Consider the following 16,707-nt stretch of genomic DNA (forward strand, 5'->3'; position numbering starts at 1 on the left):
CCTGCTGGCTGCGGGCGGCTTCGCGTACTCAGCCGAGTCCGCGTCACATCGGTAAAGTAGGCGACGATGAACACCGATCGGGCCAGCGAACTTGCCGCGCAACAGGTCGGAGCCGTCCACCCGGACCCCGATCAGCGATTGGCCCTGGCAGCGAGCTTCTACCCGGAGCGGCTTAGCGCCTACGCGCGGGCCGAACTGACCTTTCTGCGTTGGGAACTGACCCGCGGCGTCCTGCACCCCGACTCGGGCAGCCCTTGGTGGCGCGCGGTCAACGATCGCCTCCTGCACGATCAACTGGAGGCTGCGCTGCTCGGCGCGAGCGGCCACGCGTCGACACCGGGCGCCCGGCTGTGGCAGCAGTTTCTCGCGGCACCGTCACCGGTGACCTGGTATCGGGCACACAACCTCAGCATCGTCTCGGGCTATCTGGAGAACCGGCAGCTGGCCGAGGCCGAGCTGGATGCCGAACGGCTGATGATCAACGTGACGCTGGCGCGGGTGCTGTTCACGCACGCCCTGATCGAGCGCCCCGACCGGGCCCTCGGCCGCTTCGCCCGGCTCGGTCCGTACGTCGCCGATCCGCGCAGCAGCTCGGTCGGGCTGTTCCTGGACCTGCGCAATGTCTTCCCGCGGCACTACCCGTTGCACGACTACTCGATTCAGCGGTTGCTCACCGACGAGGGGCGTGCGGCCCGTGCCATCGACTTCGGGTTGATCCTGCCGAAGCGCGTGCCGGTCTACGCGTTCGCCGCGGCCAGCCTGGGCGAACCGCGGATCGAGGAGCTCGTCGATGGTGACCTGTTCCGCTATGGCGGACCGAGCGTGGACCCGACACAACTGGAGTCCGACGCGTTGACCCGGCTTGTCGCGGCCGCCACCCGTGCGCGGGGCGACCGCGGGATTCGGGCGGAGCGCCGTCTGCAGCCGCGGGATCAGCGGCCGACGGCGTAACCCTGCATGCCGCGCGGGTTGGCCGCCGCGGACAGCACGCCCGACTCCGGGTCGCGCGCGACGGCGCACAGGCGACCTTCCGACCACGGTCCGCCGACGGTGACGTCGTGGCCGCGGCGGCGCAGGTCTTCGATGATCGACTCGTCCATCCGGGATTCCACGCCGACGCCGCCCAGCGCCATGTCGCGCGGGTAGAAGGAGCTGGGGAACGAGGTGTTGTGCCAGTTCGGTGCGTCGATCGCGGCTTGCAGGTCCAGACCGCCGTAGGCGACGGACAGGAAGAAGTGCAGCTGCCACTGGTCCTGCTGGTCGCCGCCCGGGGTGCCGAAGGCCAGCACCGGTACGCCGTCGCGCAGTGCCAGTGCGGGCGTCAGCGTGGTGCGCGGACGACGGCCCGGCGCAAGGGTATTCGGCAAGCCCGCGTCCAGCCAGGCCATCTGCAGGCGGGTGCCGAGCGGGAAGCCCAGCTCGGGGATGACGGGATTGGATTGCAGCCAGCCGCCGCTCGGTGTCGCCGAGATCAGGTTGCCCCACTGGTCGACGATGTCGAAATGACAAGTGTCGCCTCGTGTTTCACCGGTGCTGGCGAGCGAAGGTTCACCCGCACCGGTCGTTTCCGATGCTGACTCGGAGCCGCCGATGTGTGAGCTGAGCAGCGGCGTACGGCCGTCCGGGCTGCCGGGACGGAGCTCGTAGGACGCCTTCTCTTCGATCAGCTCGCGCCGCTGCGCGTTGTATGACGCCGAAAGCAGTTCGGGCACCGGCACATCGGGCACGTCGCCGTACCACGCCTCACGGTCGGCCATCGCGAGCTTGCAGCCCTCGATGAGCAGATGGACGTACTCGGCGGAGCCGTACGCGGGCAGGTCGTCGGGCAGCAGGGCGAGTTGTTGCAGGAAGGCCGGTCCCTGGCTCCACGGTCCTACCTTGCACACCGTCCAGCCGTGCCAGTCGTAGGTCGTCGGCGATTCGTACGTCGCCGACCAGTCGGTCAGGTCCGCCGCCGTCAGAGTGCCGACGTGCCGCTCACCGCTCGTGTCGAGGGTGGGTCGCGCCGACTGCCGCAGTATCGCCTCGGCGATGAACCCGGTGCGCCAAATCCGCCGTGCCGCTTCGATTTCGGCGACTCGATCGCCGCCGCCCTCGGCAACCGCCTCGTCGATCAGCCGTCGCCAAGTCCGGCCGAGTGCCGGATTACGAAACAGCTCACCGGGTGTCGGCGGCGTGCCGTCACGCAGGTAGACCTCCGCCGACGAGGTCCACTCGCTCGTGAAGAGTTCGCGGACGTTCTCCACTTGCTTCTGGAGTTGCGGAACAGGCGGATGCCCATCCTCCGCGTACTCGATGGCGAAGCGCAGCAAGTCAGCCAACGACCGTGTGCCGTAATCACGCAGCAACACCATCCAGGCATCGAACGCACCGGGCACCGCGGCCGCCAACGGACCGGTCCCAGGAACGAATTCGAGCCCGAGCCCCCGATAGTGCGCGGCACTCGCCCCCGCCGGCGCGGGCCCCTGCCCACACAACACCCGCACCGCCTCACCCGCCGGCGCAAGAATCATCGGCACCTCACCGGCCGGCCCATTCAGATGCGGCTCCACCACATGCAGCACGAATCCAGCGGCAACCGCCGCATCGAACGCATTCCCACCACCCTCGAGCACAGCCATCGCCGACTGCGACGCCAACCAATGAGTGGACGACACCATCCCGAACGTCCCCCGCAATGTCGGCCTGGTGGTGAACATATCAACGCCTCCGGTCCCGAACTCGCTCCGCACCGAACTGGCACGGATCCCCAGAAAAACCTACAGACCCCTCCCCCGACCCCCGCGCACCCGTCCACTCCTCGGAGCGCCGCACCCCACCGGCAAACCAACCGTTACCCAAAGCAGTCGACCGCAGTGACCTACGAGGTTGCCGGTGCACTCAGAAGTGCCGCGATATCGAGCGAGTTCAGGTGTTGCCGAACCCGCTCGGCAAACAACGGAGCACCGGCTTTCTTCAACATCTCCGGTAGCGACACGGCCCCATCGCCACTCCTCCGAACGTGATAGACCAGTTGTTCCTTCGTTACAGCCAGCACAGCGCGCGGGGCAGTGTCGTCGACGAGCTCGAAAAACTCATCGGCAGAATAGATCTCGTACGGCAGCTCATCGATCTCACGGAAGTGTTTGACGTTGTCGGTCAGCAGGATGTCCACGTCGCCATGGACAGCGGCGCAATGAACGTGTGCATCACCCGGATCCGGATAGGTCCCAGCAGCACCGACTGTGTAACCGCTGATCCGTCCGGTCTTGAACACGCTCTCGAGTCTCCGCCGGATGCCACCTACCTGCGCGTCATCGAGAAACGGGTTCCGCTTACGCAAGTGATAGTGGAACTCGGCCATGATGTCGTCGGTCCACTTGACCTCGAACATCTCGCCGCCGCCGTGTAGGTACAGCAAGGCCAACCAGTCACGGAGCGTGCGTGAGTACAGAATGTTGGCGTCGACCAGAACGTTCGTACCCCGCCCGCTGACCATGCCGAGCATGCTACAAGCGGCCGGACTCTGACCCTGAAATAGCCTGGCATACAGGCAAATTGGTCAGTCGACCAGGCCCAGCTCGTCTTCGAATAGACGGAGTTCGTCGAAGGCCTGCCGTTGCTCGACGCCTTGCTGTTCCTTGTATGCGAAGACGTCTTTGCTGAGCAGCCTGGTGTGGGATCGGACCTTGTGCGCAGGCAGCGCACCGTCCTTGACGAGCTTCATCAGGGTCGGACGGGATATACCGAGAATCTTCGCGGCGGTAGTCGTGGTCAATTCGTTGGGCACGCTGGCCACAGTCACTGTGCAGCCACGGCTGACCAGGTCGAGGATCTGACCGATAAGCGAAGTCAGCTCGGCGGGCATCTCCACGGTGCCACCGCCGCGGAGCCCGATGAGGACCTCGGCCGCATCAGCGGAGGCTCGGTGGACCTCGGCGACGCGGGCTTTGAACGCACGAGCCTGCTCGACCTCGCTGGAGGTGATGGACAGGACCGCCCTGTCGTCGCGAATGATCGTCTCACCCATCGACTCGGACTCCTTCCCGGAATGCGTAGTCAACCCAACGTAGCTCTTTGCACTTATAAGTGCAAAGCAATTGGGCTCGGCGTCGGATCGGCTGACGACGAGCGGGCTGACGATGCACGCCCTCAGAGGAGTTTGTGGGCGTAGATGGCTAGGCGGACTCGGTTGTCGCAGGCGGTTTTGTCCATCAGGTTGGCTATGTGGGTTTTGATGGTGGTGACGCTGAGGTGGAGGTGTCCCCGTCGACACCACACAGGTGTGGTCGGTGCGCAACAACGACAACTGGCCACACAACTTCCACGTGCACGACGTCCAATTCCAAGTCGTCGACATCGATGGAAAGACCCCGCCGCCCGCCCTCGCAGGCTGGAAGGACACCCTCTACACCGAGCCACGCGCCACCTACCGCCTGGCAATGCGTTTCGCACAGCACAGCGACCCGACCTACCCCTACATGTTCCACTGCCACCTATTGCTGCACGAGGACCACGGCATGATGGGCCAGTTCCTGGTGCTCGCCCCCGGCCAGCAGGCCGCGCCGATGCGAATGGATATGCCGGGCATGGATTCCGGGACCACCGCAGGCAAGAGTCACCACGGCTGAGCCAGTCACTTGGCCGGGCGGTTACGGATGTCGCGAACGTACGTGACGGCTTGCTTACCTTCACCGGGGCTACGCGTATCCGAATCGAAAAGCGTTGTGGCGGCGAAGAGTTCACCGAGCTTGCTGTAACCGTAGGTGCGCGGATCGAAGTCCGGCCGCTGCTTGTTGATGATCGAGCCGACACTGGACAACGTCGCCCACCCCGAGTCGTCCGAGGCCGCGTCGACAGCGTTGCGCAGCAGGTTCATCAGCTTCGCGTCACCCTTGAGCTGATTGGCCGCGGGCCGCCGCGTCGGCGTCGGCGACTCCTCCGTTGTGCCGGTGAGGTTTTCGGTATAGATGAACTTGTCGCAGGCCGCGACGAACGGTTTCGGCGTCTTGTGCTGACCGAATCCGTATACGGTGCGCCCGGATTCGCGGATACGACTGGCCAACCGGGTGAAATCGCTGTCGCTGGAGACGATCACGAAGCCGTCGAGGTTGCCGGTGTACAGCAGATCCATCGCGTCGATGATCATCGCCGAGTCGGTGGCGTTCTTGCCGGTGGTGTAACCGAACTGCTGGATCGGCTGAATCGACTGCGCGAGCAGCTGATCCTTCCACCCCTTCAGGTTCGTGCTGGTCCAGTCGCCGTACGCGCGCTTCACATGCGCCGTCCCGTACTTGGCCACCTCCGCCAACAACCCGTCGGCGATGCCGGGCTGCGCATTGTCGGCGTCGATCAGCACCGCAAGCCGCGTAGCGTTGTCGCTGCTCAAGGCATTCCCCATTCGTCGGTCGGCTACCGGACAACGGTAGCCCGCCGGACCCGCGCCGACCGACCGACACCACAGAACACGGCCTCAGCGACCGCCGCTCAGTAGTAGTGCCGCCTGCCGCCCACCGGATGGCCGGTACCGCCCGCAACCATCAGCACCGCCCCCAGGATGAGGACGAGGATTCCGGCGACCGTGAGGAAATGGATGCCGAGGAAGAATCCGGCGACGAGGAGAACAAGCCCGAGCACGATCATGAACAACTACCTGACTTCGAATTATGTTAGATGACTTGGATATTGGGACAGCGGTTACTTGCGCGTGGTGTCGGCCGGTTGGGGATCGACCGGCTTCGATTTGAACAGTCGGCGCCCACTGCCGGGTGTCGGCTGCGAGGCAGCCGGTGGCGGTCCGGTAGGCGGTCGGCTGTGGCCGCCGGGTAGGGGTTGACCGCCGGTTCCCTGCCCGGCGACGTTGCTGAACGCACCGTTCCCGGCGTCGGTGCCGGGAGAAGCGGGGCGAACGGGCTGGTTCGGCGGTGGCTGATCAGGCATGGGCCGACTGCCGAACACCGGCGTCCGGCGAGTTTCTTTGAGCTCGCGGCGCGCGTTGGCACCGAGGCGGGCGGTGCGTCGAGCACCGGCGAGCAGCAGGCTCAGCCCGGCCAGCCCGACGGCGCCGACGACGATCCCGTAGAGGAACAGCACGCCGGTGGAGCCGGTGACGTGATAGCCGAAGACGGCGAAGTTGTCGGTGAGCGCGTGCGTGCTGCCGCCGTTGGCGAACACGCCGGTGACCCCGACGATGACGGCGGCGAGCAGGACGACGAGCCCGATGATGACGATCATGATGATCCTCAGATTTCTGTGTGTCCTACCAGTACACGCCGCCCAGGCGCTACTGTCAACAGTGTAGACCTACACTGATGAACTACAGTTGAGATACCCCGCTCCGAACCACGGACCCGAAATCAGGCACTCGTGAATCCCCAGCAGACCGACGGCCGCGCCGCACACTTCCGGCACACCGCCGCCGGCTTCGCCTGGGCGCTGACCTTTCTGTATCTGGTCGCGGAGTTGGTGACCGCCACCGCGTGGAAAACGGCCTACAGCTTCCGCCACGACACCATCAGCGACCTCGGCATCACGGCATGCACACCGAACATGTGCTCACCGCTGCATCTGCTGATGAACGCGACCTTCGTGACACTCGGCCTGCTCACCATCGCCGGGGCCATCGGATTCCGCGACTTCCTGCCGCGCGGCCGCCGCCAATGGTCGATCGTGGCGCTCGCGGTCATCATCGGCCTCAGCACCGCGGCGACCGGGCTGGTGCCGTCCAGCGATGGCGTCGTCGTGCACTTTCTCGCGGTGCTGCCCGCGTTCGTGTCCCGGCACATCGTGTTGATCTTGCTCACGGTCTGGCTGTGGAAACAACGCCGCCTCGCCGCAGTCTGGGCCGCCGTCTGCGCGTCGGCCGGGATCGCGGGCATGGTGCTGCTGGCGATCGGCCTGCAGGTGGGCATCACCGAGCGGCTCGTCTTCTATCCGCTACCGACCTGGATGGCGGTGACCGGCGCCGCGATCGCGCTCAGGCCGGTCCGTCGGCTGATCCGGCCACCGCTCATCCACGAGACACCGCAGCAGGCCGTGTCAGTCGCGTAATGCCTGTTCCCGCAACGTACTCAGCGTTTTGGAGAGAATCCGCGAGACCTGCATCTGGGAAACACCCAACTGCGCGGCGATCTGATCCTGCGTCTTCGACTCGAAGAACCGCATGATCAGCACCTGGCGTTCGCGTTCCGGCAGCGCCGCGATGAGCGGTTTCACCGCGAGATAGTCCTCGACGGTTTGGTATTCCGGCTCCTCGGCACCGAGCGTGTCCAGCGGCGAACGCGGCGCGTTGTCGTCGTCACTGTCCAGACCCACATCGATCGAGGAGGTCTGGTAGGCGTTGCGGGCGATCAACGCCTGGGTGACCTCGACGAGGTCGGCGCCGAGCTCGTCGGCGATCTCGCGCGCCTTGGGCATCCGGCCGAGCCGCTGCGCGAGCGTCTCGATGGTCGGCGCGATGGTCTGCTGAATCTCCTTGAGCCGCCGCGGAACTCGCACCGACCAGGTGTAGTCGCGGAAGTGCCTGCGCACCTCGCCCATGATGGTCGGCACCGCGAAGGCCAGGAACGGCGAACCGTGCGACGCGTCGAAACGGTCCACCGCGGCCACCATGCCGACCCGGGCGATCTGCAAGAGATCGTCGAAGTTCTCGCCGCGCCCGGTGAACTTGCGGGCGATGTGCTCGGCCAGCGGCAGGCACCGGCTGATCAGCTCTTCCCGCACGATCGCGCGGCGCGGATCGTCGGCGTCGAGCTCGCTCAGCTCGAGGAACAGCGGCTCGATGTTGTCGTAGCTGTCCCCACCACGTCGGCGCGGCTCATGGCCTACGCCGGACGCTTTCGCCTCATTGTTCATCGAGGTCGCCCCGGGCCCAGACGAAGTCGACGACAGTCGGGTAGCCGGAGACGGCGGCATCGAACGGCGCCCTGGTCGCGGTGACCGATTCGGTCAGGGTCTGCACGATATGCCAGCCGAAACTGCCTGTCCCGACCTCGGTTTCGGTGGTGCTCACCGCACGGATGTTGGCGTTGAGCACGCCTTCGCGATAGGAGAACGCGCAATCGATCGTCGATCCGGGCGCCGCGTCCTGCATCAGCACGGTCGCGATCTCGTCGAGCGCGAGGCGGATATCGGTCACCTCGTCGAGCCCGAAATCGGCGATCAGCAGCACGGTCTCGGCGAGCGCGCGCAGCATCGTCAACTGCTCCGGTGACGCGGGCACCGTGACGGCGACCGTGGTTGTCCCCGTCACGGATTCGGATACCCGTTCACTCATTCCGCCACCACCTCATTTACATGCGCGTGTCCGATCGACGGGTCAGCCTACCCGGACCGAACCGGCCCCGGCAGCGGGCACACCCGTGCCGCCGCGCCGCCGAACGACGACGGCGCGGCGGACTGAGCTATTACTTCTCGATGTTCTCGAAATCGAACTGGCCGTTCCAGGTCAGTTCGCCCTTTTTCACCTTCTCGCCCAGACCCGCGGTGGCGATGAAATCGATCACCGGAATGTCGGCCATGTCCCGGAACAGCAGGCCCTGCGCCTGCGCGACGAGCTTGTAGGACTCCTCCAGCGACGGCGCGGCCAGCGCGGCGTCGATGAGCTTGTCGAACTCGGGGTTCGCGTAGTCGACATTGTTGGTTCCGGCGCCGGTGTAATACAACGCGGTCAGGAACTGGAGCATCGTCGGGTAGTCGCCCTGCCAGCCGTAGCGGAACGCCTTACCGATGGTCCGCGCGGTGATCGCGGTCCGGATGTCCTTGAACGTCGGGTACGGCGCGCCGATGGCCTCGATGCCGAGGGTGTTCTTGATGCTGTTGGCCACCGCCTCGATCCACGCCTGGTGCCCGCCGTCGGAGTTGTAGGCGATCTCGTAACGACCCGACCACGGGGAGATCGCGTCGGCCTGCGCCCACACCTTCTTGGCCTCTTCCGGGTTGAACTTCAGCACCTCGGAGCCGGGCAGATTCCCGTTGAAGCCGGGCAGCGTGATCGCGGTGAAGTCTTTCGACGGCACCCTGGTGCCGTGGAAGATGTTCTCGCAGATCTGTTCTCGGTTGATCGCCATCGAGAGCGCCTTGCGGCGCAGCACGCCTTCGGCACCGGCGAAGTGCGGGATGTTGGTCTGGCTGCTGATGTGCTGGTTCTGCGCGGTCGGCTTGGTGATCGCCCGGTCGCCGAGGTCCTTCTGGTAGGACGACACCGCGCTGTCCGGGATCGTGTCGAGCGTGTCCAGGTTGCCGGCCAGCAGATCCGCGTAAGCCGTGTCGAACGACTGGTACATGGTGAACCGCAGGCCCTTGTTCTTGGCCGGGCGAGCACCCTTGTAGTCCGGGTTCGGCACCAGATCGACCTTGACGTTGTGCTCCCACGCGCCGGTCCGCGCCATCTTGTACGGGCCGTTGCCGATCGGGTTCTCGCCGAACGCCTTGATGTCCTTGAACGCCGCCTCGGGCAGCGGATAGAACGGGGTGAAGCCGAGCGCGAGCTCGAAGTCGATCGACGGGCTCTTCAGCGCGATGGTGAAGGTGCGGTCGTCGACCACCTTCAGCCCCGACATCGTCTGTGCTGTCGGCTTTTCCGCCGCCACCTCGTCGTAGCCGACGATGTTCGAGAAGACGTAGCCCTGCAACTGCGTGTTGGTGCCGAGCGCGGCGTAGTTCCACGCGTCGACATACGACTTCGCCGTCACCGTGGTGCCGTCGGAGAACTTCCAGTCCGGCTTGAGGGTGATCTTGTAGTTCTTCCGGTCCGACGACTCGATCGACTGCGCCATGTCGTCGTGGGCGACACCGTCGGCGTCGTAGTACTTCAGCCCGGCGAAGAGCCGGTCGACGATGCGGCTGCCGTTGTTGTCGTTGTTGTTGGCCGGCAGCAGCGGGTTCTGCGGCTCGGTGATATTGGTCGTGACGATGCCCGCGTCGGTGCTGTCGTCCGACGAACACGCGGACAGTCCCAGGCTCGTGGCCAGTAATACCGCCGCCGCCAACGCACCAGCTCTTGTGAATCTCACTGCGTTCTCCCCAGGTCGAGAAGGGGCAGAACCCGCGACACGCGTGAGGTCACCAGCGCTTGCCGACACGATCTGCCTTGAATGTCCTCGGACAGTAGCGATTCCGTCGAGCGCTGTCATCAGATCGGCAGCTCCCGGCCGTGCGGGTGCGGTTTACAGCCAGTCGTTCTTGCGGAAACGAAGGTGCACGAAGCCGGAGACGACGACCATGACGCCGATGACCCCCGGGTAGCCGTAGGTCCAGGACAACTCGGGCATGTGCTGGAAGTTCATCCCGTAGATCCCGGCGATCAGGGCAGGCGCGGCGGCGGTGGCCACCCATGCCGAGATCTTGCGCATGTCCTGGTTCTGCCGGATCCCGACCTGGGTGAGGTTGGCATTCAGCACGCCGTCGAGCAGTTCGCGGCGGCCGCGAACCCGGCTGTCGATCTGGCGGAAGTGCCGATCGATCTCGTGCAGCGCCTGCTCGCCGACTTCGGCGGCGTAGGGGGCCGCGCTCACCCAGGCCGGCAGGCGGCGGCGGACGAGACGTTCCAGCGGTTCGTCGACCAGCGGGCCGGTCGCCTGCTCCAGATCCGTCAGTAGTCGCCGCAACCGATAGATCCGCTCCACCGGGTTGGTGCCGCGCAGCGGGAAGACTTCTCGCTCGACCGTCCTGATTTCTCGATCGATGTCATCGATCAGCATCAGATAACTGTCGATGACGAGATCGAGGACACCGCGGAACAGGGCGAGCGGGCCGCCGCGCAGTTCGGTGCGGCCGTCCTCCAATTCCGCACGCAGCGAGGCGAATCCGGCCAGCGGCGCATCGCTGATCGTCACCACGTAGTCGGGCCCGACGACCAGCAACACGTCGGTCAGCTCGACCGACATGTTCTCCGGCCGGTAATGGCCGGTCGTCAGCGCGATGATCACCGTGTCCCCGACAACCTGGATGCCGGGACGTTGCAGATCCTCGTACGCGCCCGAAAGCGCCTGCGGAGCGACACCGAGCGTCTCGTGCAGTCGCGCGAGATCCCCCGCATCCGGCTCCTGAACGCTCACCCAGGCGAATGCGCCTGGTTGACGCCAGTTCGGGCCGTACGCCGTCATCCCGACTTGGGTAAGGCCGTCGAGATACACAGCAGCTTCGGTGATCATTGCGGCATTGTGCCGGAAGATAACCAACCGGTCCGGATGTTATCGGCGTCGTCGCAGCGACGATTGCGCAAACATACCGACAACGACAACCAGTTCAGCTAGTCCTGGCGGGCAGCCGAGCCGTGGACGGCCTGGTGGATGGCGGTGCGGAGCTGTTCGCGCAGCCAGGTGTGCGCCCGGTCGCCGTCGTAGCGCTGATGCCAGGCCGCGATCACCAGGATCGATATCGGGTCCAGCGGGAGCGGCACCAGGCGCAGTCCGAGTTCGGTCGCCATCGCACTCGTCATCCGCTCCGGCACCGTGGCCACCAGGTCGCCGCGCCGGACGAAGCGCAGCGCCGAGGCGACCGTGGGCACGGTGGCGACGACACGACGGGTCAGTCCTCGGGCGTGCAGGAGATCATCGATCGGATCGTGCAGGCGGCCGCGCCGGGACACCGTGATGTGTTCCGCGCCAACGTAATCCTCGATGGCGAAGGGACGCATCAGATGGTCGGCGGGCACGGCGACCACGAGACGGTCGCTCGCCATAATCTCGTGCCGAATGTCTGCCGACGCAGGCGGATTCGAGCCGATCTCGAGATCGACGTGGCCGTGTCGTAGTTCGTCGGTATCGGCGTCCGCCTCGGCCAGCAGGCGCAGCCGGACGCCGGGGGCCTGCGCGCGGAGCGCCGCGAGCAGGTCGGGTCCGATCGTATTGACCACGGCGTCATGCCATTTCAGCGTGAACGTGCGCTCGAGCGTCGTCAGGTCGAGATCATGTTCCGACGACAGCACCAGCTGCGCCTGCTGCACCAGCGCGTGCACTTGTTCGCGGACCGCGAGGGCGCGCGGCGTCGGCGTCATCGTCCGGCCGGTGCGGACCAGGATCTCGTCGCCCATCACCCGCCTGATCCGCCCGAGGGCGCGGCTCACGGCGGGCGCGGTGAGATGCAGCCGATCGGCCGCACCGGCCACGCTGCCCTCCTCCAGCAGCGCGTCCAACGCGGTCAGCAGGTTCAAATCCAATTGCATGAGAGTAACTCTATTGCTTACTAGAATGCATTTGACGACAACGGTCAAGGTTTCTAGCGTTGAGGTAGCAACTCACGAAAACACTTCTCCCGATTTCTCTTTCGAACAGGATCACCATGTCGACTTTGCTGAACACCGCCGTCGAGGCAGACCGCGAACTCCTACCCGCGGTGGTTTCCGCGGTGCACGCCGCAGGGGCACACCTGCACGAACGTTTTGTGCCACGGACCGAGCTGGACAGCCTCGACGCCGTAGTGGCCGCGATCCAGGCCGCCGATGCGGAATCTCTCCGGTCCCTGCGCGAACCGCTGCTGGCGGCCAGGCCCGGCGCCGGGTGGATCGACGACGAACAGTCGGCAGGCGACCTGCCGACCGGCGAATGGTGGGTCGCCGACGCGGTGGAGGGCAACATCAATTACATCCACGGAATGGCCGACTGGGGGGTGACCGCCACCCTCGTCCGCGACAACCAGCCGGTCCTGACCGCGGTGCACCTCCCGCTGCTGAACGAGACCTTCACCGCGGTGCTCGGCGGCGGCGCCTTCCGCAATGGTGTCGCGATGCGCGCCTCGGCCAAGACCAACCTCGATGCCGCCCTCGTCGGCACCGGGCAGGCGAAGCCGGGCGAGGACCGAAATACGTTCCGTCGCATAGGCGAATCGGTCGCCGCCATGCTCGACGCCGCACTCGTCACCAAGGTCTCGGTGCCGTCGACACTGCAGTTGATCCAGGTCGCCGCCGGACGCTCGGATGTGTTCTGGCAGTACAGCGACGTCCGCTCGGGCCTGGTGGCCGGTGCGCTACTGGTTGGTGAAGCGGGCGGCATAGTCACCGACATCCATGGCGCCCCATGGCAACTGAGCAGCCAGGACTTCCTCGCGGCCGCTCCCGGAGTGCACGCGGCAGCACAGCGTGTCCTCGCCACACTCCGTTGATCACCGAAACCTTCTGTCCCACAACCACTGAGGAAAACATCATGAGCACCATCGGAATCCTGGGCTCCGGACGCGTAGCGACCGCGCTGACGAACAAGCTGGCCACCGCAGGACACGAAGTCACCCTCGGCACCAGAAACGCCGACGCGCTGAACTGGACCGGCGCACCCATCGCCATCGCCGACTACGAGTCGACGGCGCGCGGCGCACAGATCATCATCAACGCCACTCCCGGCGACGGCGCGATCGAACGACTCGGCGCACTCGCCGCGGCTCTGGAGAACAAGATCCTCATCGATGTCTCGAACCCCCACAACCCCAGCGGATCCGACCCCAGCCTCGCCGAACAACTCCAAGCCGCCCTGCCCACCACACGAGTGGTGAAGACACTCAACACCATGTTCTTCACCGTCATGGCCGACCCGCACAGCCTCCGCACACCACCCACCGCGTTCCTCTCCGGCAACGACGCATCGGCGAAAGCAGTGGTCACCGCGCTGCTCACCGATCTCGGCTGGCCCACCGAGTGGCTCGAAGACCTCGGCGACATCAGCACGGCCCGCGGCACGGAAGCCTTGATGCTGCTTGTCCCTTCGCTCATCCGAAACCGCGGATTCGCACCCTTCGCATTGACCATCGCGGCCTGAATCCCCTGCGCCCTTATCGATTCGGCACAAAGAAATACGCCGGATTTCGTTGCGCGGAATTCGCGGAATCGATCACTCGACGTGGGCCACGGAGTGAGAATGGAGGTGGCCTGATCCGGCTTCACGGGGACGTATCGGCTGTCGTGGCCGACAGAACATGTGGGGAAACACGATGAAAGTCAAAGGATTTGCCACCGCCCTTCTCGCAGTAGGCGCCACCGGAATCACCGCGGGCATCGTCAACGCCCAACCAGTAATAGAGCCATCGGCCGAGGTCAGCGTGTCCAGCGTCGATCATGGCGTCGGATACACCACGGCTACCGACGGCAGCGGCGTGATCACCACCGTCGACGCGGGCGTTTTCGCGTTGACCAGTGATGCCGCCGCGGTCACGCTGACCGACAGCGTGGGCAACGTCATCGCGACGCTACCCACTTCCTTCACCGCCAACGGCCAAACCTTCGGCCTGCGAACCCAAATCAGCGACACCGGGCGCACCGTGACGATGACTCCCGTCAGCGCCCCGGAAACCAGCTCGCACCTGGCACAACTCGTCGATCAGCAAGACGACACCGTGGCCCGCAAGCAGTACAACGCGGGCATCGGCGCCCTGATCGGCGCGGGCATCGGTGCGGTGATCGGCTTCTTCCTCGGCGGCGTCGGCGCCCTGGTCACCATCCCCATCGGCGCGGGCATCGGTGCCCTGATCGGTTACTCCACACCGTGATTCGCTGATCATCGGCTGACGCGAGCACTCTGCGCGTCAGCCGATCAAAGCGCCGGGCGTGCGCCCGGTGAAGCTCGCCACGTCGCGGTACATGTGCGACTGATCCGCGTACCCACACGCGAAGGCGACCTCGGCGGTGTCCGTGCCCGCGGCCAAACCGGCGACCGCATGGTCGAAGCGGACCAGCATGGCCGCCCGCTTGGGCGTCAGACCGAGCTGCGCGGAAAACCTGGCCCACAACCGTTTTCGGCTCCACCCGCAGTCGGCGGCCAGCTCGCTGATGCGCACCAGGCCACGGCTCGCGACGATCCGATCCCAGCTGACCGCCACCTCCGGATCCACCGCCGTCGCGCCGAGCCGTCGTCCGAGAAACGCGTCCGTCAACGCGAACGCCTCGGACCATGTTGTGCTGTCGGCCAACTGCTCGCGCAACCGTCGCGCGTCACCGCCGCACAGCTCGTCCAGATCGACCACGGCGTCATCGAGATCGGACAGCGCGACACCGAGCAGCGAATAGGCAGCCACCGGCGACAGTTGCAGTTCGACGCACTCGACCCGCTCGCCGCGAATGCGGGCCGCGCAAGGTGACAGACCCGCGACCAGGCTCCCCAACGCGCGATCGGTCGGGCCTTCGACGATCAGCCCGTTGCCGAACTCGATCACGACGATCACCACGGGCCGCGGGATCACCCGCATGTCCAACCCGAGCCCGGCCCGATCACGGAACCCGATCATCTCAATGCCGTCGATGCGGCGGCTCGCGACCGAGCGCACTACTTCCCAGCCGCTCATCTACCCAGGCTACGACGTTGCGGCGCTGGTTTCCCGGCGCGGATCTACCGCGGTTGATTCCACGGTTTCGCCCGGCGTGAAGAACATCTCGACCAGGTCCCGCACCTCGGTGTGCCGGTGCCAATGCCCCTTCGGCACGATCGCGAACTGGCCTGCGGTCAGTGGAATCCGGTGGCTTTCGGTGTCGGTGAGGATCTCCACCGTGACACTGCCTTCGAGGACCATGAGCAGTTCGTCGGTGTCCGGGTGCAACTCCCAGTCCGAGGTGGCCAGGTCGGTGCCGTTGAAAACGGCGAACGACGCGCCGTTGAATCCGACGATCTCGTGGAAGTCGAACGGCTGAAGACTCTTCGCGATGGCGAGGGGGTGATAGCTCTGCATGTCCCCACTGTCGCCGCTCTCCCCAGTTCACGTCTTGAACGAATGTTCCCGACGTGGGACACCGTTGCGCGGACAACCGCGCGAGGATGGTCCGATGACCGACCACGTTCTCGCGATCGACCTCGGTAAGACAGGCTGCCGGGGTTCCCTTCGGCTCGACGGACGCGAGACGCGATCCGCCGATGGCCCCGGCGCACCCGGGCTGGCCAACGCGGGCGGCGTCACGGCGGCGGACAGCGCGATTCGCGCGGTCGTCGATCAGCTGGCACTGTCCGAGACCACATTCACCCTGTTCATCGGTGCCGCGGGTGCCGCAGCCGCGCCAGACGCGGCCGAGCTGCTCGCACGTGAACTGACCGATATCCCCGGCGCGCGAGCGGTTGCCGTCACCTCCGACGCCGTGACCGCGCACGCCGGAGCGCTCGGCGGCGCACCGGGAGTTGTGCTGGCCGCCGGTACCGGCGCCGTGGTCACCGCGGTCGACGAGGCGGGACGATTCACCAGGACCGACGGCTGGGGTCCGCTGCTCGGCGACGAGGGTGGCGGCGCGTGGATCGGGGTCGAGGGATTGCGTGCCGCGCTGCGCTCCTACGACGGGCGCGACGCACCTACCGAACTCGCCGCGAAAGCCGTTGAGCACTACGGGGTACAGCTCGACGAACTGCCGAAACATCTTGGCCAGCACGAGAATCCGGCCCTGCTGGCCGCTCGCTTCGCCCCCATCGTTGCCGCGGCCGCAGCGACGGACGAAACCGCCGCCGCCATCATGACCGCGGCCGGACGCGCGCTCGGCCGCAGCGTCCTCGCCACCATCGACCGGTCCGGCATTCGCCCGCCGGTGCCCTACGCGATCACCGGCGGACTGGCCAACCTCGGTTCGGCGCTGCTCGATCCGCTCGATGCGGCAATAGCGCAGGTGATCGATCGCCGGACCGCGCGCGGCGGCCCGATCGACGGTGCCGCCCTGCTGGCTGTCGACCCGAACACGGTGCTGGAGAGATTGGTGGTACGAATCGCATGACACTTGTTGACAGAACTCATACGACCCCTGACACTTACTTTCAATCTGCTACCCGCGTT

Annotated in this window: 19 protein-coding genes and 2 pseudogenes; 7 read left to right on the forward strand and 14 right to left on the reverse strand. The window is 65.9% G+C overall.

Translation table 11 applies throughout. The annotated features are described in order from the left end of the window. Positions 1-66 precede the first annotated feature (66 nt). Positions 67-951 (forward strand): hypothetical protein, encoded by an 885-nt coding sequence (locus ACQPW1_RS38155; protein WP_433657475.1) that lies wholly within the window; start codon positions 67-69, stop codon positions 949-951. On the opposite strand, the gene ACQPW1_RS38160 is transcribed toward ACQPW1_RS38155, so the two are convergent. The 4 genes and pseudogenes from ACQPW1_RS38160 to ACQPW1_RS38175 all read right to left on the reverse strand — a co-directional run. Next, positions 933-2,699 (reverse strand): gamma-glutamyltransferase family protein, encoded by a 1,767-nt coding sequence (locus ACQPW1_RS38160; protein ID WP_433657477.1) that lies wholly within the window; start codon positions 2,697-2,699, stop codon positions 933-935. The genes ACQPW1_RS38155 and ACQPW1_RS38160 overlap by 19 nt on opposite strands. A gap of 161 nt (positions 2,700-2,860) precedes the next feature. Next, complete coding sequence (locus tag ACQPW1_RS38165) at positions 2,861-3,487, reverse strand: PIN domain-containing protein (RefSeq protein ID WP_433657478.1); 627 nt, start codon at positions 3,485-3,487, stop codon at positions 2,861-2,863. 54 nt (positions 3,488-3,541) lie between these two features. Next, positions 3,542-4,009, reverse strand: coding sequence for a helix-turn-helix domain-containing protein (locus ACQPW1_RS38170; RefSeq protein ID WP_433657480.1), 468 nt, complete (start codon positions 4,007-4,009; stop codon positions 3,542-3,544). A 122-nt stretch (positions 4,010-4,131) separates the two neighbouring features. Next, positions 4,132-4,239 (reverse strand): annotated as a pseudogene (locus ACQPW1_RS38175) (LuxR C-terminal-related transcriptional regulator); the annotation flags it as partial. An 8-nt stretch (positions 4,240-4,247) separates the two neighbouring features. Between ACQPW1_RS38175 and ACQPW1_RS38180 the strand changes: the two are divergent. Continuing rightward, a pseudogene (locus ACQPW1_RS38180) lies at positions 4,248-4,610 on the forward strand (multicopper oxidase domain-containing protein); the annotation flags it as partial. A 5-nt stretch (positions 4,611-4,615) separates the two neighbouring features. Here the strand turns inward: ACQPW1_RS38180 and ACQPW1_RS38185 are convergent. From ACQPW1_RS38185 to ACQPW1_RS38195, 3 genes are all read right to left on the reverse strand, one after another. Next, positions 4,616-5,368: an NYN domain-containing protein gene (locus ACQPW1_RS38185; protein WP_433657482.1), complete on the reverse strand. Its 753-nt coding sequence runs from the start codon at positions 5,366-5,368 to the stop codon at positions 4,616-4,618. 98 nt (positions 5,369-5,466) lie between these two features. Further along, on the reverse strand, positions 5,467-5,622 hold the full coding sequence (locus ACQPW1_RS38190) for a DUF6131 family protein (RefSeq protein ID WP_433657484.1): 156 nt from the start codon (positions 5,620-5,622) through the stop codon (positions 5,467-5,469). Positions 5,623-5,676: 54 nt separating this feature from the next. Next, positions 5,677-6,213 (reverse strand): hypothetical protein, encoded by a 537-nt coding sequence (locus ACQPW1_RS38195; RefSeq protein ID WP_433657486.1) that lies wholly within the window; start codon positions 6,211-6,213, stop codon positions 5,677-5,679. A 132-nt stretch (positions 6,214-6,345) separates the two neighbouring features. On the opposite strand from ACQPW1_RS38195, the gene ACQPW1_RS38200 reads away from it, so the two are divergent. Further along, the gene (locus ACQPW1_RS38200; protein ID WP_433657488.1) at positions 6,346-7,029 is read left to right on the forward strand and encodes a DUF998 domain-containing protein; all 684 of its coding nucleotides are present in this window, start codon (positions 6,346-6,348) and stop codon (positions 7,027-7,029) included. On the opposite strand, the gene ACQPW1_RS38205 is transcribed toward ACQPW1_RS38200, so the two are convergent. The 5 genes from ACQPW1_RS38205 to ACQPW1_RS38225 all read right to left on the reverse strand — a co-directional run bounded on the left by ACQPW1_RS38205 (position 7,018) and on the right by ACQPW1_RS38225 (position 12,145). Then, positions 7,018-7,833, reverse strand: a complete 816-nt coding sequence (locus ACQPW1_RS38205) for an RNA polymerase sigma factor SigF (protein ID WP_433657490.1) — start codon at positions 7,831-7,833, stop codon at positions 7,018-7,020. The two genes, ACQPW1_RS38200 and ACQPW1_RS38205, sit on opposite strands and share 12 nt — an antisense overlap. Next, positions 7,823-8,254: an anti-sigma factor gene (locus tag ACQPW1_RS38210; protein WP_433657492.1), complete on the reverse strand. Its 432-nt coding sequence runs from the start codon at positions 8,252-8,254 to the stop codon at positions 7,823-7,825. Before ACQPW1_RS38210 ends, ACQPW1_RS38205 begins: the two co-directional genes overlap by 11 nt. A gap of 130 nt (positions 8,255-8,384) precedes the next feature. After that, a complete protein-coding gene (locus tag ACQPW1_RS38215) occupies positions 8,385-9,992 on the reverse strand; it encodes a peptide ABC transporter substrate-binding protein (RefSeq protein WP_433657493.1) in 1,608 nt (535 codons plus the stop codon). A 153-nt stretch (positions 9,993-10,145) separates the two neighbouring features. Further along, positions 10,146-11,132 carry a CorA family divalent cation transporter gene (locus ACQPW1_RS38220; protein WP_433657495.1) on the reverse strand — a complete coding sequence of 329 codons (987 nt, stop codon included), beginning with the start codon at positions 11,130-11,132 and terminating at the stop codon, positions 10,146-10,148. Positions 11,133-11,230: 98 nt separating this feature from the next. Then, the gene (locus ACQPW1_RS38225; RefSeq protein ID WP_433657498.1) at positions 11,231-12,145 is read right to left on the reverse strand and encodes a LysR family transcriptional regulator; all 915 of its coding nucleotides are present in this window, start codon (positions 12,143-12,145) and stop codon (positions 11,231-11,233) included. Between the two features lie 116 nt (positions 12,146-12,261). On the opposite strand from ACQPW1_RS38225, the gene ACQPW1_RS38230 reads away from it, so the two are divergent. From ACQPW1_RS38230 to ACQPW1_RS38240, 3 genes are all read left to right on the forward strand, one after another. After that, the gene (locus ACQPW1_RS38230; protein WP_433657500.1) at positions 12,262-13,080 is read left to right on the forward strand and encodes an inositol monophosphatase family protein; all 819 of its coding nucleotides are present in this window, start codon (positions 12,262-12,264) and stop codon (positions 13,078-13,080) included. 41 nt (positions 13,081-13,121) lie between these two features. Beyond that, a complete protein-coding gene (locus ACQPW1_RS38235) occupies positions 13,122-13,727 on the forward strand; it encodes an NADPH-dependent F420 reductase (RefSeq protein WP_433657502.1) in 606 nt (201 codons plus the stop codon). Between the two features lie 172 nt (positions 13,728-13,899). Further along, positions 13,900-14,454, forward strand: a complete 555-nt coding sequence (locus tag ACQPW1_RS38240; protein WP_433657504.1) for a hypothetical protein — start codon at positions 13,900-13,902, stop codon at positions 14,452-14,454. Between the two features lie 36 nt (positions 14,455-14,490). On the opposite strand, the gene ACQPW1_RS38245 is transcribed toward ACQPW1_RS38240, so the two are convergent. Then, entirely contained in the window at positions 14,491-15,246 is a 756-nt protein-coding gene (locus ACQPW1_RS38245) for a helix-turn-helix domain-containing protein (protein WP_433657506.1), read from the reverse strand. A gap of 9 nt (positions 15,247-15,255) precedes the next feature. Continuing rightward, the gene (locus tag ACQPW1_RS38250) at positions 15,256-15,627 is read right to left on the reverse strand and encodes a cupin domain-containing protein (protein ID WP_433657508.1); all 372 of its coding nucleotides are present in this window, start codon (positions 15,625-15,627) and stop codon (positions 15,256-15,258) included. A gap of 94 nt (positions 15,628-15,721) precedes the next feature. Between ACQPW1_RS38250 and ACQPW1_RS38255 the strand changes: the two genes are divergently transcribed. Beyond that, entirely contained in the window at positions 15,722-16,648 is a 927-nt protein-coding gene (locus ACQPW1_RS38255; protein WP_433657510.1) for an N-acetylglucosamine kinase, read from the forward strand. The last annotated feature ends 59 nt before the right edge of the window (positions 16,649-16,707 follow it).

It is taken from the genome of Nocardia sp. CA-128927 (assembly GCF_050955855.1).
Lineage (GTDB): Bacteria > Actinomycetota > Actinomycetes > Mycobacteriales > Mycobacteriaceae > Nocardia.

Coding starts and splice junctions, on each gene's coding strand:
- ACQPW1_RS38155 (WP_433657475.1), top strand. CDS start 67: ATGAACACCGATCGGGCCAGCGAACTTGCCGCGCAACAGGTCGGAGCC.
- ACQPW1_RS38255 (WP_433657510.1), top strand. CDS start 15,722: ATGACCGACCACGTTCTCGCGATCGACCTCGGTAAGACAGGCTGCCGG.
- ACQPW1_RS38210 (WP_433657492.1), bottom strand. CDS start 8,254: ATGAGTGAACGGGTATCCGAATCCGTGACGGGGACAACCACGGTCGCC.
- ACQPW1_RS38240 (WP_433657504.1), top strand. CDS start 13,900: ATGAAAGTCAAAGGATTTGCCACCGCCCTTCTCGCAGTAGGCGCCACC.
- ACQPW1_RS38165 (WP_433657478.1), bottom strand. CDS start 3,487: ATGCTCGGCATGGTCAGCGGGCGGGGTACGAACGTTCTGGTCGACGCC.
- ACQPW1_RS38170 (WP_433657480.1), bottom strand. CDS start 4,009: ATGGGTGAGACGATCATTCGCGACGACAGGGCGGTCCTGTCCATCACC.
- ACQPW1_RS38230 (WP_433657500.1), top strand. CDS start 12,262: ATGTCGACTTTGCTGAACACCGCCGTCGAGGCAGACCGCGAACTCCTA.
- ACQPW1_RS38160 (WP_433657477.1), bottom strand. CDS start 2,699: ATGTTCACCACCAGGCCGACATTGCGGGGGACGTTCGGGATGGTGTCG.
- ACQPW1_RS38250 (WP_433657508.1), bottom strand. CDS start 15,627: ATGCAGAGCTATCACCCCCTCGCCATCGCGAAGAGTCTTCAGCCGTTC.
- ACQPW1_RS38205 (WP_433657490.1), bottom strand. CDS start 7,833: ATGAACAATGAGGCGAAAGCGTCCGGCGTAGGCCATGAGCCGCGCCGA.
- ACQPW1_RS38245 (WP_433657506.1), bottom strand. CDS start 15,246: ATGAGCGGCTGGGAAGTAGTGCGCTCGGTCGCGAGCCGCCGCATCGAC.
- ACQPW1_RS38195 (WP_433657486.1), bottom strand. CDS start 6,213: ATGATCGTCATCATCGGGCTCGTCGTCCTGCTCGCCGCCGTCATCGTC.
- ACQPW1_RS38225 (WP_433657498.1), bottom strand. CDS start 12,145: ATGCAATTGGATTTGAACCTGCTGACCGCGTTGGACGCGCTGCTGGAG.
- ACQPW1_RS38220 (WP_433657495.1), bottom strand. CDS start 11,132: ATGATCACCGAAGCTGCTGTGTATCTCGACGGCCTTACCCAAGTCGGG.
- ACQPW1_RS38190 (WP_433657484.1), bottom strand. CDS start 5,622: ATGATCGTGCTCGGGCTTGTTCTCCTCGTCGCCGGATTCTTCCTCGGC.
- ACQPW1_RS38235 (WP_433657502.1), top strand. CDS start 13,122: ATGAGCACCATCGGAATCCTGGGCTCCGGACGCGTAGCGACCGCGCTG.